Source organism: Aeromonas sp. Lyrl_2 (genome assembly GCF_051948815.1).
Classification (GTDB): Bacteria; Pseudomonadota; Gammaproteobacteria; order Enterobacterales; family Aeromonadaceae; genus Aeromonas; species Aeromonas veronii.
In genome coordinates, this window is sequence record NZ_JAYJLJ010000019.1 from 51,653 (window position 1) to 67,177 (window position 15,525).

The 15,525-nt window shown below is 60.2% G+C and carries 17 protein-coding genes; 10 read left to right on the top strand and 7 right to left on the bottom strand.

Annotation, left to right across the window (positions count from 1 at the left end; all coding sequences use genetic code 11):
* Positions 1 to 96: 96 nt before the first annotated feature.
* Positions 97 to 1,320 (bottom strand): Nramp family divalent metal transporter, encoded by a 1,224-nt coding sequence (locus VF684_RS16240; RefSeq protein ID WP_005340487.1) that lies wholly within the window; start codon positions 1,318 to 1,320, stop codon positions 97 to 99.
* A 237-nt stretch (positions 1,321 to 1,557) separates the two neighbouring features.
* Between VF684_RS16240 and rpsF the strand changes: the two genes are divergently transcribed.
* From rpsF to VF684_RS16260, 4 genes are all read left to right on the top strand, one after another.
* A complete protein-coding gene (gene rpsF, locus VF684_RS16245; RefSeq protein WP_005308887.1) occupies positions 1,558 to 1,944 on the top strand; it encodes a 30S ribosomal protein S6 in 387 nt (128 codons plus the stop codon).
* A 30-nt stretch (positions 1,945 to 1,974) separates the two neighbouring features.
* Positions 1,975 to 2,205, top strand: coding sequence for a 30S ribosomal protein S18 (rpsR, locus tag VF684_RS16250; protein WP_005308890.1), 231 nt, complete (start codon positions 1,975 to 1,977; stop codon positions 2,203 to 2,205).
* 52 nt (positions 2,206 to 2,257) lie between these two features.
* Positions 2,258 to 2,704 carry a 50S ribosomal protein L9 gene (gene rplI / locus VF684_RS16255; RefSeq protein ID WP_005340490.1) on the top strand — a complete coding sequence of 149 codons (447 nt, stop codon included), beginning with the start codon at positions 2,258 to 2,260 and terminating at the stop codon, positions 2,702 to 2,704.
* 101 nt (positions 2,705 to 2,805) lie between these two features.
* Positions 2,806 to 3,546 carry a ferredoxin--NADP reductase gene (locus VF684_RS16260; protein WP_376899044.1) on the top strand — a complete coding sequence of 247 codons (741 nt, stop codon included), beginning with the start codon at positions 2,806 to 2,808 and terminating at the stop codon, positions 3,544 to 3,546.
* A 48-nt stretch (positions 3,547 to 3,594) separates the two neighbouring features.
* On the opposite strand, the gene VF684_RS16265 is transcribed toward VF684_RS16260, so the two are convergent.
* Both VF684_RS16265 and VF684_RS16270 read right to left on the bottom strand, forming a co-directional pair.
* On the bottom strand, positions 3,595 to 3,945 hold the full coding sequence (locus VF684_RS16265; RefSeq protein WP_376899042.1) for a hypothetical protein: 351 nt from the start codon (positions 3,943 to 3,945) through the stop codon (positions 3,595 to 3,597).
* Positions 3,946 to 3,964: 19 nt separating this feature from the next.
* The gene (locus tag VF684_RS16270; RefSeq protein ID WP_005348982.1) at positions 3,965 to 4,261 is read right to left on the bottom strand and encodes a hypothetical protein; all 297 of its coding nucleotides are present in this window, start codon (positions 4,259 to 4,261) and stop codon (positions 3,965 to 3,967) included.
* 255 nt (positions 4,262 to 4,516) lie between these two features.
* Between VF684_RS16270 and VF684_RS16275 the strand changes: the two genes are divergently transcribed.
* Positions 4,517 to 5,527: a Preprotein translocase subunit SecY gene (locus VF684_RS16275; protein ID WP_236320058.1), complete on the top strand. Its 1,011-nt coding sequence runs from the start codon at positions 4,517 to 4,519 to the stop codon at positions 5,525 to 5,527.
* A gap of 54 nt (positions 5,528 to 5,581) precedes the next feature.
* Here VF684_RS16275 and VF684_RS16280 read toward each other — a convergent pair whose 3' ends face one another.
* Positions 5,582 to 5,749 carry a hypothetical protein gene (locus tag VF684_RS16280; RefSeq protein ID WP_005308905.1) on the bottom strand — a complete coding sequence of 56 codons (168 nt, stop codon included), beginning with the start codon at positions 5,747 to 5,749 and terminating at the stop codon, positions 5,582 to 5,584.
* Between the two features lie 56 nt (positions 5,750 to 5,805).
* Here VF684_RS16280 and VF684_RS16285 point away from each other — a divergent pair, with 56 nt between their 5' ends.
* The 4 genes from VF684_RS16285 to gshA all read left to right on the top strand — a co-directional run bounded on the left by VF684_RS16285 (position 5,806) and on the right by gshA (position 11,718).
* Complete coding sequence (locus VF684_RS16285; RefSeq protein WP_257686782.1) at positions 5,806 to 6,783, top strand: NADP-dependent oxidoreductase; 978 nt, start codon at positions 5,806 to 5,808, stop codon at positions 6,781 to 6,783.
* Complete coding sequence (locus tag VF684_RS16290; RefSeq protein ID WP_005348990.1) at positions 6,780 to 7,217, top strand: YqaA family protein; 438 nt, start codon at positions 6,780 to 6,782, stop codon at positions 7,215 to 7,217. Before VF684_RS16285 ends, VF684_RS16290 begins: the two co-directional genes overlap by 4 nt.
* A 27-nt stretch (positions 7,218 to 7,244) precedes the next feature.
* On the top strand, positions 7,245 to 10,058 hold the full coding sequence (locus VF684_RS16295) for a M16 family metallopeptidase (protein ID WP_139440880.1): 2,814 nt from the start codon (positions 7,245 to 7,247) through the stop codon (positions 10,056 to 10,058).
* Positions 10,059 to 10,119: 61 nt separating this feature from the next.
* Positions 10,120 to 11,718: a glutamate--cysteine ligase gene (gene gshA, locus VF684_RS16300; protein WP_100654547.1), complete on the top strand. Its 1,599-nt coding sequence runs from the start codon at positions 10,120 to 10,122 to the stop codon at positions 11,716 to 11,718.
* An 81-nt stretch (positions 11,719 to 11,799) separates the two neighbouring features.
* Here gshA and VF684_RS16305 read toward each other — a convergent pair whose 3' ends face one another.
* On the bottom strand, positions 11,800 to 13,590 hold the full coding sequence (locus tag VF684_RS16305) for an AMP-dependent synthetase/ligase (RefSeq protein ID WP_139440878.1): 1,791 nt from the start codon (positions 13,588 to 13,590) through the stop codon (positions 11,800 to 11,802).
* Between the two features lie 227 nt (positions 13,591 to 13,817).
* Between VF684_RS16305 and VF684_RS16310 the strand changes: the two genes are divergently transcribed.
* Positions 13,818 to 14,321: a hypothetical protein gene (locus tag VF684_RS16310; RefSeq protein WP_376900335.1), complete on the top strand. Its 504-nt coding sequence runs from the start codon at positions 13,818 to 13,820 to the stop codon at positions 14,319 to 14,321.
* Between the two features lie 38 nt (positions 14,322 to 14,359).
* On the opposite strand, the gene rimI is transcribed toward VF684_RS16310, so the two are convergent.
* On the bottom strand, positions 14,360 to 14,809 hold the full coding sequence (gene rimI, locus VF684_RS16315) for a ribosomal protein S18-alanine N-acetyltransferase (RefSeq protein ID WP_139440877.1): 450 nt from the start codon (positions 14,807 to 14,809) through the stop codon (positions 14,360 to 14,362).
* Positions 14,810 to 14,927: 118 nt separating this feature from the next.
* A complete protein-coding gene (locus VF684_RS16320) occupies positions 14,928 to 15,362 on the bottom strand; it encodes a DNA polymerase III subunit psi (RefSeq protein ID WP_139440876.1) in 435 nt (144 codons plus the stop codon).
* Positions 15,363 to 15,525 lie beyond the last annotated feature (163 nt).

Below are 15,525 nucleotides of genomic sequence, written 5' to 3' on the forward strand. Positions count from 1 at the left end.
ACGATAAATGAGAAGAGAAAGCGGCAGCATACGCCAAAGTGCGAAAGGGCTCATTAACCAGTGTTAATGAGCCTCTCTTCTCGGTTTTACGGTTCGCTAGATCATGGCGACCAACAGATAGGCATTGAGCCCGATCACCAGCGCAACGATAAGGCGGCCGACGGCTTGTGTGACCGGATGGTTGCGATGTTGCCCCATCAGCGCCCGATCGCCGGTCAGCATCAACAGCGGGATCAGGGCCAGCGCGATGCCAAAGCTCAGGATCACCTGACTCAACACCAGAATTTCGGTGGTGTTGAGTCCCATGGCGATTACCACGAAGGCGGGAGCCATGGTGATGGCGCGACGCAGCCAGAGCGGGATGGTAAAGCGGACAAAGCCCTGCATCACCACTTGCCCGGCCAGGGTGCCCACCACGGTAGAGCTGATACCGGAGGCGACCAGCGAGAGGCCAAACAGGGTGGCTGCCGCCTGACCCAGCAGCGGAGTGAGGGTCTGGTAGGCGGATTCCAGCTCCGCTACCTGCTGGTGGCCCGAGCTGTGGAACGCGGCGGCCGCCATCGCCATCATCGCCAGATTGACGAAACCGGCGATGGTCATGGCAATCGCCACATCGACCCGGGTGGTGTGCAGCCGCTGGCTGACCGAGCCCTGATCCTGCGTGTGCTGGGTCAGTGCCGAGTGCAGATAGATAACGTGGGGCATCACGGTGGCACCGAGTACACCGGCGGCCAGATAGACGGCATCGCTGTTGGGCAGACCGGGGAAGAGGGCGCCCTCCAGCAGGCTGGGCAGATGGGGGCGGGAGAAGATCAGCTCGACGATGTAGGCCGCCGCGACAAACAACAGCAGGCCGCCGACCACGAACTCCAGCGGTTTCTGGCCACGGGATTGCAACATCAGGATCCCCCAGGTCACCACGGCGGTGATGCAGGCCCCTTCAAGCAAGGTCACGCCAAGCAGCAGCTTGAAGCCGACTGCGGCGCCGATAAATTCGGCGAGATCGGTGGCCATGGCGATGATCTCTGCCTGCACCCAGTAGGCCCAGACCGCCGGTTTCGGCAGTCGGTCGCGGATGTGCTCCGCCAGATTCTTGCCGGTGACGATACCGAGTTTGGCCGAGAGGGTTTGCACCAGCATGGCCATCAGATTGGCCCATACCACTACCCAGAGCAGTTGGTAGCCAAAGGTAGAGCCCGCCTGAATATTGGTGGCGAAGTTGCCCGGGTCGATATAGCCGATGGCGGCGATAAAGGCAGGCCCGAGCAGGGTCAGTTTGAATTTGCGGGCTGGAATCGTAGTCGTCAGTGCGGGTTGCATGGCATCACCCTCCATAAGGATATGGAGAGAGAATAGATCTAAGTGATAATCATTATCAATTGTTGTTTCTGATGATTTCCATCGGGAAAAACATTTAAGGCGGTCAGTTGCAGTGAGGGATGTGATTTCGTACAATACGCCGCCCTAGAAAAGCAGCGACTAAACACCTTTATGTTCCTTGCCTCCGAGGTCTGGCTGCACCTGGGCGGAGGCTGAATTAATCCGTAAGGAGCTAAAATGCGTCATTACGAAATCGTCTTCATGGTTCATCCGGACCAGAGCGAGCAAGTTCCCGGCATGATCGAGCGTTACACCGGCGCCATCACCACCTCCGGTGGTACCATTCATCGCCTGGAAGATTGGGGCCGTCGTCAGCTGGCTTACCCGATCGACAAACTGCACAAAGCCCACTACGTTCTGATGAACGTAGAAGCAGAGCAAGCCGTTATCGATGAGCTGGAAACCAACTTCCGCTTCAACGATGCCGTTATCCGCAACATGATCATGCGCACCAAGCACGCCGTGACTGAAGTTTCTCCGATGGCCAAGGCCAAAGAAGAGCGCTTCACCCGTCGTGACGACGAGCGCCGCGAAGAAGCTACTGAAGCTGCTTCCGAAGAGTAATTCTGGATCACTGACTAGAGGATAAAGGCCATGGCACGTTATTTCCGTCGTCGTAAGTTCTGCCGCTTCACTGCCGAGAACGTTACCGAGATCGACTACAAAGATATCGTTACTCTGAAAAACTACATCACTGAATCTGGCAAGATCGTACCGAGCCGTATCACCGGTACCCGCGCCAAGTATCAGCGTCAGCTGGCACGCGCCATCAAGCGTGCTCGTTACCTGGCTCTGCTGCCGTACACCGATCTGCACAACAAGTAAGAATCGGCCCGGCACTTAAGCCTAACTCAACGAAATTTATAGAGGAAAGGTAATGCAAGTTATCCTGCTCGACAAAATCGCCAAACTGGGCGGTCTGGGTGACCAAGTTTCCGTGAAATCTGGTTATGCCCGTAACTACCTGATCCCGCAAGGCAAAGCTGTTATGGCCACCAAGGCCAACATCGAAGCTTTCGGTGCTCGTCGCGCTGAGCTGGAAGCCAAACTGGCTGCCAACAAAGCTGCTGCTGAAGAGCGTGCTGCCAAGCTGGCCGAACTGGCTACCGTGGTTATCGCTTCCAAGTCTGGCGACGAAGGCAAGCTGTTCGGTTCCATCGGTACCCGTGACGTGGCTGAAGCCATCACTGCTGCCGGCGTAGCCGTTGCCAAGAGCGAAGTCCGCATGGGCAACGTTCTGCGTAACACCGGTGACTACGAAGTTGCTGTTCAGCTGCACGCTGACGTTAAAGCAACCGTACAGATCCAGGTTGTTGCCCTGTAATAGCGATTCGCTTTTGCAGAGAAAACCCGCGCACTTGCGCGGGTTTTTTATTTTCCGGCCCGGGGGTAGAGTGAAGGTCTGTTCCACTGGAGGAGATCCTTATGGCTTGGGTAGAAGGCCGCGTCATTGAACGCATCGAATGGACACCCACTCTGTTCTCCCTGCGGGTAGCGGCCGAGCTGGCCCCCTACAAGGCAGGCCAATTCACCAAGCTGGCCCTCGAGCAGGGCGATCGCCGCATTCAGCGCGCCTACTCCTTCGTCAACCCCCCCTCTGCGCCATATCACGAGTTCTATCTGGTCGAGATCCCGAGCGGTGAGCTGACTCCGTCCCTCGGCTCACTGCAAGCAGGTGACACCCTGCTGGTGCAATCCCAGGCCACCGGCTTTCTGACGCTGGATGAGGTGCCCGCCGGGCGCGATCTCTGGCTGCTCTCGACCGGCACTGCCATCGGCCCGTTTTTCTCCATGCTGGCCGATGGGGAAGCCTTCAACCGTTTCGAGAATCTGGTGCTGGTGCATGGGGTACGTAAAGGCGAGGAGCTGAGCTATCAGGATTTGATCGCCAGCTTTGCCGAGCAATATGGCGAGCGCTTTCGCTATGTCCCCTTTGTCAGCCGCGAGCCATGGCCCGATGCAATGGCAGGGCGGATCCCGGCGGCGATTGCCAATGGTCAGCTGCAGGATCGAGTGGGGTTGGAGTTCTCACCCGAGCTGAGTCAGGTGCTGATCTGCGGCAATCCGGAGATGGTGAAAGATACCCAGCAGACCTTGCTGGCACTGGGGTTGGCCAAGAACCTGCGGCGGGCGCCGGGCAATATCAGTGCGGAGAATTATTGGTAAACAATCAGCACAGGGGCGCCAGGCCCCTGTTGCATCAGGAGAGGGCGTTCAGTTCTTCTTGCCGTTGCCCTTGTTTTTATCTTTCTGTTTGTCGTGACCTTGCCCGGGGTTATTGCCGCTGTGGATACTGCGGTTGTAGTGCCCCCGGTACTTGCCATCCATCTTGTCGCAGTTGAGTTTGATCCTGCTGTCGCCAATGCCAAGATCCAGGCAGTTGTCCTGCCACCAGTCGTACTCTTTGTCATCCCAATCGAGATTGATCTTGATGTCATCACCGGAGATCTTGATGCCATCGCTATTTTTGCTTGGCGGCGCCGCAACCGCGATGCCATGCGCCATCAGCAGGGAGAGCCACAGGGCGCCACGCTGGATAACAGGGTTGTGTTTGGCTTGGGTCATCGCAAGGGTACTCCTGTCGTTATTGGCCACTCTGCGAGTTGGCAGGGAGCTGGTTGGTTTGCGGTGGCTGGTTGCGGTTCTCTTCATCTTCCAGATTGAATTTGACCGCCCTGCAGTCGGCCGGGGCGGTTTCGCCGACCCCCAAGTCGAGGCAGTCGTTCTGGGTCCAGCCGAACTGCTTGTCATCCCAGTCCAGGTTGAATTTAAGCTCATCGACGGAGAATTCGGAGCCACTGCTCTCTTGATATTGCTGGGTCGCTGCGGCGCTGCCGGTAACCAGAAGAAGGGAGAGTAGCAAAGTGGTCTTACTGTTCATGATGGCCTCGGATAATTGCAACGGTGGATGAGTGTACAGACCGGAGCTGAACCCGGGCGGAACTGTTCCCCATCTCACTACATGATCAAGTCAGGGAGGGATTGTATCGCTTTTCTGCTGCCGATTTGTCCGTTTTGGTCGCACTCTGGGCAGCTGGTTGCCAATCTGAAGGAATTCAGTCATTTGCCCTTCTCTGGGCGAGTCTGGCGACTATAATCGGCAGCCAACTTTTCCTGCACAGCACACCCCTTCATCATGACCACACAGGACTCCTCTACATTGCGCTACCCCAAGGGGTGGTTTGCTCTGACGACGGTATACAGTTTCACCGGGTTGGCCATTCTGGCCTCCATTATCTTCTCCCTGCTGTTGTTCCTCTCCATCGATGACAACCCGCTGATGAAGTGGCTGTTCGGCGGCTTGGCTATCATCTTCGAGCTGGGCAAGTTTTACGTCTGGTACGAGTACGGCGAGCGCAAGGCGCGGCGGGATTTGAGTGGCGCTTTCTGGTCGCTGTTGTTCTACAGCGTGCTGGCGGCCATCTCCATCGGCGGCAGTATCGGTGGCATCAACAGCGCCACCAATACGGTGTTGAGCCAGCAGGCGCGCCACGAGCGGGAGCTCGCCCGTTTCGACGAGCAGATCGCCAGCATCGAGCGGCAGATCCAGCTCAACGAGGAGGCAGCCCGCAAATACATCGAGCTGGAGCGCATCTCCAGTGGCGTCTCCTCGTTGCAGCACGCCAATACCAAGCTGCGCTTGCAGCAGGATGAGCTGCGTCAGCAGCGCGATGCCAAACCGGTCAACGAACAATCCTCCATGCTGGGGCTGATGAGCAGTCTGGCGGACGGGGTGGGGATGAGCATCAGTCAGGTGCAGTTCCTGCTGGTCTGCTTCCTCTCGGTGCTGCTCGACGTGTTCGGCGCCTTCTTCGTCAGCCTGATCGGCGAGGAGAACCGCTTTCGCCGGATGTGGCGCTGGCAACAGGAGCAAGCTCGCAGAGAGTCGCAGGCAGCGTTGGCGATGGCAGCCCAGCCCGAGCCCATCATGCCCCCCGAGCCGGCCCCCGAAGTGCTGGCGCAGGTACGCGGTGCGCTGGTGAGCGGTGAGCTCAAGTGCAGCAAGCGCTCGGTGGCGCAGGCGCTGTCACTTTCGCTGGAGGAGGTGGATCGGGTGTTCCACCATCTGCTGTCGCAAGGGGTGTTGGGGCAGGGGAGCAATCGCCACTACTACCTCAATCCGGCGCTGGAGCAGCAATCTGGATAGTGAGAAGGCCACCGGAACGCGGTGGCCTTTTTCGTTATCGAGTGGCTGTGGCACTCAGTGAGTCAGCACCATCATCAGGCTGAGGAAGGCGGCCAGTCCGCCACCGATGCCGATGATCCAGTAAAACCCCTTGGCCCCCTGTTTGAGCGGGATGCGGAAGTAGAGCAGAAATGCCCACCACCCCAGTGCCAGCAACAGAGGAATAAGAAACATTCGAGCCATGGTGTCCTCGCTGTTATTCTGTTGACCCTTGATCAATCAACAGGATGGATTGTGCAATGACGCAACTACAGATTACCGCATTCGGTGACCCCTCGGTACTCAAGCTCAACCCTTCCCTCGATAAGGTGCCAGCCGATGGCGAAGTGCGGGTACGCATCTGCTTTGCGGGGGTGAACCCCATCGATGCCAAAACCCGCGCCGGTCTTGGCTGGGCGGCGGCCCAGAACAAGGACAAGCTGCCCTGGACACCGGGTTATGACGTCTCCGGTGTGGTAGAGAAAGTGGGCCCCGGCGTAACCTCGCTGGTCGAGGGGGATCGGGTGTGCGGCATGGTCGGTTTTCCCCTTACCGCCGGTGGCTACGGGGAGTCTGTGGTGGCAAGCGAGAGCGAGCTGGTCAAGCTCGACGGGGTGAGCCTGCAGCAGGGGGCGGCGCTGCCGCTGGCCGGTCTCACCGCCTGGCAGGGGCTGCTTGAGCACGGCGGCCTCCAGAGCGGTCAGCGGGTCTTGATCCTCGCCGGGGCCGGTGGGGTCGGCCATCTTGCGGTGCAGTTTGCCAGCGCCTATGGCGCCGAGGTGGTGGCTACCGCCAGCCCCGACAACCATGGCTTCCTGCACGCACTGGGGGCGCGCTGGATGGTGGATTACCATGATGCGAACTGGCCAGCACAGGTGGTGGCAGAGGCCGGTCAGGTCGATCTGGTGCTGGATCTGGTGGGCGGCGAAAGCGGCAAGGCGGCGCTGGCCTGTGTCAAACCGGGTGGCCGCCTGGTGACGGTGCCTACCATTACCGCCCAGCAGATCAAGGATGCGGGAGCTGCGGCGGGTATCGAGGTGGTCGGCATGCTGGTTCACCCCGACCAGAAGCAGCTGGGTCAGATGTTGATGCTGCTGCGTCAGGGGGAGGTGAAGGTCACCCTCGCCAGTGAATTCCCCCTAGCTGAGGGGGCGCTGGCCCATCAGGCTATCGAAGGGGGCCATGTGCGCGGCAAGCTGCTGCTGCGGATGCCTGCGGCCGACGGCTATCCCGGATGAGCGAGATGATGGAGATGGGGCTGGGGTGGCTCTTTTTAAGCGCCTTTACCTCCGCCACCCTGCTGCCCGGCAGCTCCGAAGTGCTGCTGGGGGCCATGGCGGCCAAGGGGGAGTGGAGTATGGCGAGCCTGCTGCTGTGGGCCACGCTGGGCAATACCCTCGGCTCCATGACCACCTGGTGGCTCGGCTGGCTCGCCACCTTCAAGAAAAAACCGGAAGATTTTCAAGGCCGTGGGGAACAAAAAGCCTTAGGCTGGCTCAAACAACATGGTCACTGGTGTCTGCTGCTTGCCTGGACGCCGGTGGTCGGTGATGGTCTCTGTCTGTTGGCCGGTTGGCTGCGCCTCTCCTTCTGGCGCTCTCTCATTCTGATCGGGCTCGGCAAATTGTTCCGTTATGCCCTGGTTTTTCTGCTGGCCAGTCACATTTTCTAGCCTGTTTTTGTCACTCACGAGGTTACCGTGAACAAAGTCATACCTTTAACGATTCTGCTGGGCTTCACCCTGCCGGTGCTGGCGGCACCGACCCTGATCGCCGAACAGGGCAAGGAGGAGGGCAAGCTCGCCATCCCCTACCAGATGTACAAGCTGGACAACGGCCTGACCGTGATCCTGGCCCCCGACCGCTCCGATCCGCTGGTGCACCTCGATGTGACCTATCACGTCGGTTCATCCCGCGAGACGGTCGGCAAGTCCGGTTTCGCCCATTTCTTCGAGCACATGATGTTCCAGGGCTCGAAACACGTCGGTGATCAGGAGCATATGCGGATCATCAACGAGGCCGGTGGTGACATGAATGGCACTACCAACAAGGATCGCACCAACTACTACGAGACTGTGCCGGCCAACCAGCTGGAAAAAGTGCTCTGGCTGGAGGCGGATCGGATGGGCTTCCTGCTCGATGCGGTGAGCCAGAAGAAGTTCGAGATCCAGCGCGCCACCGTCAAGAACGAGCGGGCCCAGCGGGTCGATAACCAGCCGTACGGGCTGGTGAGCGAGAAGGTTGGGGAGGCGCTCTATCCGCGTACTCACCCCTACTCCTGGCAGCCTATCGGTTACGTGGAAGATCTCGACCGGGTCGATGTGAACGACCTCAAGCAGTTCTTCCTGCGCTGGTATGGCCCCAACAACGCCACCCTGACCCTGGGCGGCGACTTTGACAGCAAGCAGGCCCTCGAGTGGATCGAGAAATACTTCGGCTCCATCCCGCGCGGTCCGGACGTGGCCGAGCCGACGCCAAAGCCGGTGACTCTGCCCGAGACCCGCTACGTGACGCTGCAGGACAAGGTGCACCTGCCGCTGCTCTATATCAGCTACCCCACCGTATCCCTTGGTGACCCGCAGGAGCCTGCGCTCGACATGTTTGCCGACGTACTGGGCGGTTCCGCCAGCTCCATGCTCTACCAGTCGCTGGTGAAAACCGGCAAGGCGATCGATGTGGGGGCGTCCCACTACTGCGAAGAGCTGGCCTGTACCCTTACCGTCTACGCCTATCCCAATCCGTCGCAGGATGGCAGCCTCAAGACCCTCAAGGGGGAGGTGGACAAGGTGATCGGCGAGTTCGCCCAGCGCGGCCTCAAGCCGGAAGATCTGGAGAAGGCGATCGCCAAGTATCGCGCCTCCGCCATCTGGGGTCTGGATAGCGTCTCCGGCAAGGTGAGCCAGCTCGCCATGGGTCAGGTGTTTGCCCAGGATCCCAACTATGTGTTCAAGACGCTGGATGCCATCGGCAAGGTGACACCTGAGCAGGTGAAGGCCGCCTACGACAAGTTCATCGCGGGCAAGCCTGCGGTGGTGCTGAGTGTGGTGCCCAAGGGCAAGACAGAGTGGCAGGTTGCCACCCCGAACTTTACCCCCGCCAAGCGCGAGCTGCCGGATTACAGCAAGCATGACGAAGCGCTGGCCGAACGACCGGTAAAAGACAATTTCGATCGCAGCGTGCAGCCCAAGGCGAGCGAGGCGGTGAGCGTCAAGGTGCCCGCCATCTGGCACGGCAAGCTCGACAAGAACATCGAGATCATCGGCACCAAGAGTGACGAGATCCCGGCCGTCTCCATCATGATCGCCCTGCCGGGCGGCATTCGTGCCGAAGATAAAGGACAGCTTGGGCTGGCCAATCTGACCGCCGCCATGATGGGACAGGGCACGGTGCGCCTGACCGAGGCTCAGCTCAGCGACGAGCTGCAAAAGCTGGGCTCAAGCATTGATGTCTCCAGTGCCCAGTACAACAACCTCATCACCATCAGCTCGCTGGCGGACAAGTTGCCCCAGACCCTGGCGCTGGTGCGCGAGGTGCTGGAGCGCCCGGGCATGCGGGAGGCGGACTTCGAGCGGGTCAAGGCGCAGCTGCTGCAAGGGATGCAACAGGCCCAGCAGCAGCCCGAGTGGCTGGCCGGGCAGGCGTTCCGCGAGCTGGTCTACGGCAAGCAGAACCGCCTCGGTCAACCTACCGACGGGGTACCTGCCGATGTGGCCAAGCTGACCCTGGCGGACGTGAAGCACTTCTATCAGGCCTACTACAACCCCACCAACGCCAAAGTGGTGGTGGTCGGTGATGTGGAGCAGAAGCAGATCGAGGAGCAACTTGGCTTCCTGACCGAGTGGAAGGGGGCCACGCCGACTCTGGGGGATCTCAAGCTCAAGGGTGAGCAGGCCAAGCCGGGTATCTATCTGGTCGACAAACCGGGGGCGCCCCAGTCGGTGATCCGCATCGGTCGTCGCGCCATGCCGTTCGATACCACGGGGGATTACTTCACCGCCGGGCTGATGAACTTCAATCTGGGTGGCAACTTCAACAGCCGCATCAACCTCAACCTGCGGGAAGACAAGGGTTACACCTACGGCGCCAGCTCCGGCTTCTCCGCCAACCGCGAGGTGGGCACCTTCGCCACCGGCGCCAATGTGCGGGCCGATGCGACTGCGGATGCCATCCGCCAGTTCCTCAAGGAGATGGACAACTACCGCAAGAGCGGCCCGACCCCGGTCGAGCTGGCCTATATGCGCAGCGCGGTCTCCCAGCAGGATGCCCTCTCCTACGAGACCCTCGGCCAGAAGGCGGGCTTCCTGCTGCAGATGGTGATGTATGACCTGAAGCCGGACTATGTGCAGGCCCAGAACAACCTGATCAAAACGGTGTCGCCCGAGGCGCTGAAGGCCAGTGCCGCCCGTTGGCTCAATCCGGCCGACATGGTGATCGTGGTGGTGGGGGACAAGCAAAAGCTTGAAAAACCCCTGAAGGAGCTTCATCTTCCCATCTATCCGCTGCAGTTGCCGTAACTGACGCTTTATAAAAATCAAGAGCCGCCCCGGATGGGGCGGCCTCACATGAGCCGTGAATATGACTACAACAAGCTTGTCGCTCACCGAGTTGCTGAATGCGTTGGGATCACCGGAGCGTCTCACCGCGCTCAAGGGGATCCGGCGCGGGATCGAACGTGAATGCCTGCGCATCACGCCGGATGGCCGACTCGCCCAGAGTGACCATCCCCGGGCGCTGGGCTCGGCCCTGACCCATCCCAATATCACCACCGACTACTCGGAGAGTCTGCTGGAGTTCATTACCCCGGCCACCGACTCCATCGACAGCCTGATGGAGCAGCTCGGCGACATCCATCACCATGTGATTCAGCATCTGGGTGACGAGCGGATTTGGCCGCTCTCCATGCCTTGCTTTGTCGGCGGGGAAGAGAGTATCCGGCTGGCCCAGTACGGCAGCTCCAACATCGGCAAGATGAAGACTCTCTACCGTCAGGGCTTGAAGAACCGCTACGGCAGCCTGATGCAGGTGATCGCCGGAGTGCACTTCAACTTCTCCATGCCCGACAGCTTCTGGAGCGAGTGGCAGGATCTGGTGTGCGAAGGGTGCTGCAGCCAGCGCTTTATCTCCGACAAGTACATGGGGCTTATTCGCAACGTCTACCGCTTCGGCTGGCTGGTGCCCTATCTGTTTGGCGCCTCCCCGGCCATCTGCGAATCCTTCCTCAAAGGGCGCAAGAGCAACCTGCCGTTCGAGAAGACCGGCAAGGGCACCCTCTATCTACCTTACGCCACCGCGCTGCGTCTCTCCGATCTCGGTTACACCAACAGCGCCCAGGCTGGGCTCAAGATCAGCCATGACAATCTGCCGGCCTATGTCAGCAGCCTGCGCCGCGCCATCAACACCCACAATCCTGACTTTGCCAAAATCGGGGTCAAGGTGGATGGGGAGTATCGTCAGCTCAACGACAACGTGTTGCAGCTGGAGAATGAGCTCTACGCCCCGATCCGCCCCAAGCGCACCCCGCGCAGCGGCGAGAAGCCCTCGGATGCGCTGGATCAGCGCGGCATCGAATACATCGAACTGCGGACTGTGGACGTCAACCCTTTCACCCCACTCGGCATCGATGCGGATCAGATCCGCTTCTTCGATCTGTTCCTAGTCTGGTGCCTGCTGCGCCCCTCTCCGGTGCTGAGTGACGAAGAGATTGCCCGCAACCGCCGCAACCAGAACAAGGTGGTGCTGGAAGGGCGTCGTCCCGGCCTGATGCTTGAAGATGAGCAGGGCAATGCCATTGGCCTCAAAGAGTACGGCCTCAAACTGTTTGACGAGCTGGCTCAGGTGGCCGATCTGCTGGATCGCTGCTGCGGCCGCAACCGCTATCGCGAGACGCTGGCGATGCATCGCGAGAAGCTGCTCAACCCCGAGCTCACCTATTCCGCCCGCATGCTCAAGGAGCTGCTGGAGAGTGGCAAGGACAACGGCTGCTACGGCGACAAGCTGGCGACCCGCTATCGCGAGGAGCTGCTGGCAGGGGAGCTGCAGTACTGGGATGAGGCCTACTTTGCCGGTGAGGCGAAGGATTCGCTGGCCAAGCAGCGCGAACGCGAGCGCAGCGACAGCCTGTCGTTCGATGACTTCCTGGCCGACTACTTCGGTACCACTACCACTACGGCCTGAAGGCGGGTTCGTACCGACCAAAGTGCCAACAAAAAGCCGCTCGAGTGAGCGGCTTTTTGATTTCTCTGAACCAGAGCGATATCAGACGTGGTTATACATGGCCTCGATTTCGCTCTGGTACTTGGCCTCGATGATCTTGCGGCGCAGCTTCATGGTGGGGGTCAGTTCACCCAGCTCCATGGAGAAGGCGCTCGGCAGCAGGGTGAACTTCTTCACCTGCTCGAACTTGGCCAGCTCTTTTTGCAGATCGGCGATGCGGGCTTCGAAGAACTCCATCACCCGGGAGTGGCGCAGCAGCTCGGTCTTGCACTGGTATTGCAGGTTGATGGAGCGGGCGTACTCCTCCAGCGACTCGAAGCAGGGCACGATCAGTGCCGAGACGAAGTGGCGAGCATCGGCGACGATGGCGATCTGCTCGATAAAGCGATCCTTGCCGATGGTCCCTTCCACCAGTTGCGGGGCCACGTACTTGCCGTTGGAGGTCTTCATCAGCTCCTTGAGACGTTCGGTGAAGTAGATATTGCCCTGGCTGTCGAGCTCACCGGCATCGCCGGTACGCAGGAAGCCATCTTCGGTCATCACTTCGGCGGTGGCGTCCGGCTTGTTGTAGTAGCCGCGCATCACGGTGGGGGAGCGCACCAGCAGTTCGTTGTTCTCACCCAGCTTCACCTCGATGCCGTTCAGTGCCGTGCCAATGGAGCCGAGCTTGAACTGGCTGTCTTCGTAGCAGCAGACGGTGGCGGTGGTTTCGGTCATGCCGTAGCCGTACTTGAGGTTGAGTCCCATCGCCTGGAAGAAGAGGTTCACATCGTCGGCCAGACGGGCGCCCGCCACCGGCAGGAAGCGGGTACGACCGCCAAAACGGGCGCGCAGCTTGCGAAACACCAGTCGCTCGGCGAGCCAGAGCTGGCCATAGAGCAGCGGGGAGGCGGACTTGCCCGCCTGACGGGTGGCAACCATCTGCTTGCCGACCTTGGTCGCCCAGCCAAACAGGGCGCGACGCAGAGCCGGAGCCTGAGCCACCTTGGCCTGGATCATGGCGTAGGCCTTCTCGTAGAGGCGCGGCACGGCGCACATTACGGTCGGCTGCACCTCGCCAATCACATCCATCACCTTCTGTGGATCGCGGATATAGACGTTCTCGGCACCACAGTAGAGCACGTAGTAGCTCCAGGCCCGCTCAAACACGTGGCTGAGCGGCAGCATGCAGAGCGACACATCCTGCTGATTGAGGTCGAGGCGGCTGTTGTGCATCTCGAAACAGGCGGCGATGTTGCTGAAGTCGAGCATGACCCCCTTGGGCTCGCCGGTGGTGCCGGAGGTGTAGATCAGGGTCAGCAGATCATCCATCCGGTACTGGGTTTCCCGTACTCGCAGCTCTTGCTCGCTGGGCTGATGGTTGCCGGAGACCAGAAATGTCTGGAAGTGGCTCGCCTGCTCGCAGCCGCGCAGATTGACGTTGCCATCGAGAGCGACGATCTGGCGGATTTCGCCGTTTTGCAGCAGGGTCAGCGCCTGATCGAACTGGGGTTGTTCGCCAACGAACAGTACCTTGATGCCGGCATCTTTGACGATGTAGCGCAGCTGATCGAGCGTACTGGTGGGGTAGATAGGGACGCTGACACCGCGGGCAGCAAGGATGCCGAGATCGGCCTGGGTCCACTCCGGCATGTTGCGGGCATAGATGCCGACCATTTCGGTTGGCTGGTGGCCGGCACGGATCAGCGCCTGTGCGCAGTAGTCCATGGCCTGGCCCAGAGTACGCCAGCCGATGGCGCGCCACTGGCCATCTTGCTGAACCCGCAGGGCAGCCTTGTTGCCAAGCTGGGCAATACGTTCACGCATCAGTCGAACCAGATGAAGCTTCGGCATCAGTTAAACATCCTTTAATTACAGTTGTACGCCCGCGAGGGCACTAAAAATCGGGCTAGAGTTTAAACTCCAACATTACGGCTTACAAGTGTTCGCTGTTTGTCTTGGATCACAAAGAGCGCAAATAGCTCTCCCTTTGCACAGACTGGCCGATACTGCTAGGAGGCAGAGAGAGGGTTAACGATATGAATCTGTGGGTGAAAGGGGCGTTGGCCGCGGTCGGGCTGATGGTGGTGGGGGGCGTTGCGTTTTGGTTCTTTGCCGGAACCTCATCACAGGGGCCCGCCAATCCCTGGTATCAGGGGGCCGAGGGGTATCAGCAGGCGCAGCAACAGGCGCTGGCGTTGGGCTATCCGCTGCTCTATGTGCTGGAGACCCCCAAGTGCCGCCGCTGCGGCGATCTGGAGAAGAAATTCTGGCAGAGCAAGGAGATGGCTGGTCCGCTGGCCCGGTTGGTGAAAGTGCGGCTCAACCCGGGCAAGGGGGATGGCAGCGAGCAGATCCTGCGCCGCTTTCCCAAAGTCGCCACGCCGCCCGGCATCTATATCCAGCAGCCGGGCCAGCCCCTCAGACCCATCAAGATAGTGGTGGATATCGACCAGATCTGGATGCCGGGGAAAACCTGGCAGCGTGGCTTCTATATGCCGCTCTCCGGGGCCGGATTCGAGGCGGTGGTGCATACCACCCTGGCCTTGCAGGATCCCGCGCTGGACAACGCCCCCCTCGATTGAGGGGGGACAAAAGGCTTGGGCGCGACGAACAGGCTGGATCAGCCGAAATCGAACAGTCGCGACATCAACACCGCATCTTCCCGGTCATTGCCGGTGCCGTAGTAGTCGGCGCGGCGGCAATACTCGGCAAAACCGGCACTCTCATAGAGGGAGATAGCGGTTTTATTGCCCGCCCGCACCTCGAGAAACCAGGCCTCTGCCCCGGCTTGCTTGCTGCGCGCCAGATAGGCCTGCAACAGCGCCCGTCCCAACCCCTTGCCCTGAAACGCCGGATGCACACAGATATTCATCAGCGAGCTGTCACCGGCCACCAGATCCGAGATATAGAAGCCCGCCGGGCGACCATCGACCAGCATCAAACCGTTGAGATAGCGAGGACCGAAGCAGGAGAGCAGGTTGGCCTCACTCCACGGCTCCTTGTGAGCGGCTTGCTCGATGGGGTAGACAAGGGCGAAATCGCTCTCGAGCAGGGGACGAAACTCAGGCATGGGGGCTCCGGATGGCAAGATGTTGGGCACTGTGGTTAGCAGAGGTTGCAGAGGCGGCATTTGTAAAATCAGGTAAAAAGAGCAGCATCACAGTGGGTCTTGGCGGCATGATGCAGGATCACGCCGCGTTGGCCGCAAGGTGCTGGCGCAGCTGTTGCCACAGGGCGCGCTTTTGCGCGGCGCTGGGGGTGAGCGGGCAGATCAGCGCATTTGGCCGCTCGGAGTTGGCTTCCGTCAGCCAGAGCAGAGGGGAGGCGCCCGCCGATTGTAGATCGGCAGGCGGCAGCTCGCTGAGCAGTGAGACCTCGTCGGGGGTCATGCCGAGTAACTGGCAGATATCCGCCAGCAGCGTAGAGGCAGGCAGCTGCGGCGCCAGCAACCAGAGTTTGCCGCTGGGCAGCGGAGCGCTGGTGGCCGGTGCCGTCTGGCCCGGCTGTGTGGCGTTTTGCTCAAGCTCGGGAGAGGGTGCTGCGCCCAGCAATGCCGGACGACGCAGTTGCCAGCTTTGAATGCCCATGCGGGCCAACATGCTCTGACGAACGGGATCTTGCATTTGAGGCGACTCACTCTTGATCTGCATTGGGGAAAATTGTGTTGCGCAGGGTACACTCGAACCGCTTTTGCTGCACCCTTTGCAACGCATCATCTGGCGCATGCGGGCATGGTGTTCATCACGACACTGGCTATGCATGGGCGCTGCACGTTGCCGGTACGGT